This is a genomic window from Seonamhaeicola marinus, from assembly GCF_008085455.1.
Window position 1 is genome coordinate 1 of the sequence record NZ_VSDQ01000754.1, and the last position, 933, is coordinate 933.

Consider the following 933-nt stretch of genomic DNA (forward strand, 5'->3'; position numbering starts at 1 on the left):
ACAATACCTGTTCCATGATCTATATAAAAAGAATCATTAATGGTTGCCCCTGGATGAATATCAATACCTGTAATACCATGAATATATTCACTCATCATTCTTGGTAAAATTGGCACTTTCAATTTGTAAAGCGCATGACTTAAACGGTAAATTGAAATGGCATGAAAGCCTGGGTAAGCCAAATAAATTTCTTCTAAACTGTGTGATGCAGGATCATTGTTTTCNGTGTTCTTCTTCCTGTTCACAATCAAACAACGAATAAAACAATTTTTTAGTAAATGTTTTAACGGTGTCTTTTAAACAAACGTTGTAACTTTTCATTAGTTTATTATTTATAAAGAAACGTATGTTTCAAAAATATTAAATCCTACAAGGTAAATGAAGCCTTGCAGGATTTAATTTTATAGTATTTTACTGAACGTTTTAATCTATAGCTTGCACTACTGCTTTTGGGGCTTCTTTACGTGTACCATCAAAACCATCTACACCTGAAACTGTTGTATATTTTAATACGAATTTTTTACCAGGATTGATAATTTTATATGCTGCTTGACACATAATTGTTGCTTCGTGGAAACCACAAAGTATTAACTTTAACTTTCCTGGGTAATAATTACCATCGCCTATGGCGAAAATACCTGGAATGTTAGTTTGATAATCTAAAGCATTATTAACTTTAATAGCATTTTTTTCAATTTCTAAGCCCCAGTTTGCTATTGGACCTAGTTTTGGCGATAAGCCAAATAGTGGAATAAAATGATCGGTTTCTAAAGTATAAGGAGCTTCACCTTGTTTTGTAATTTCAATAGCTTCAACTTTACCGTTGCCTAAAATATTTGTTACTTCGGCAGGTGTAATAAGGTTTATTTTCCCTTCTCTTTTTAATTCTCCAACTTTTTCAACAGAATCTAAGTGCCCTCTAAATTCATTACG

1 protein-coding gene and 1 pseudogene are annotated in these 933 nt (G+C 31.9%); both read right to left on the bottom strand.

The window, feature by feature from the left end:
- Positions 1-321 (bottom strand): annotated as a pseudogene (locus tag FUA24_RS23360) (serine O-acetyltransferase); the annotation flags it as partial.
- A gap of 102 nt (positions 322-423) precedes the next feature.
- The coding region (locus tag FUA24_RS23365) for an NAD(P)/FAD-dependent oxidoreductase (RefSeq protein WP_148545743.1) at positions 424-933 on the bottom strand (510 nt) is incomplete at its 5' end.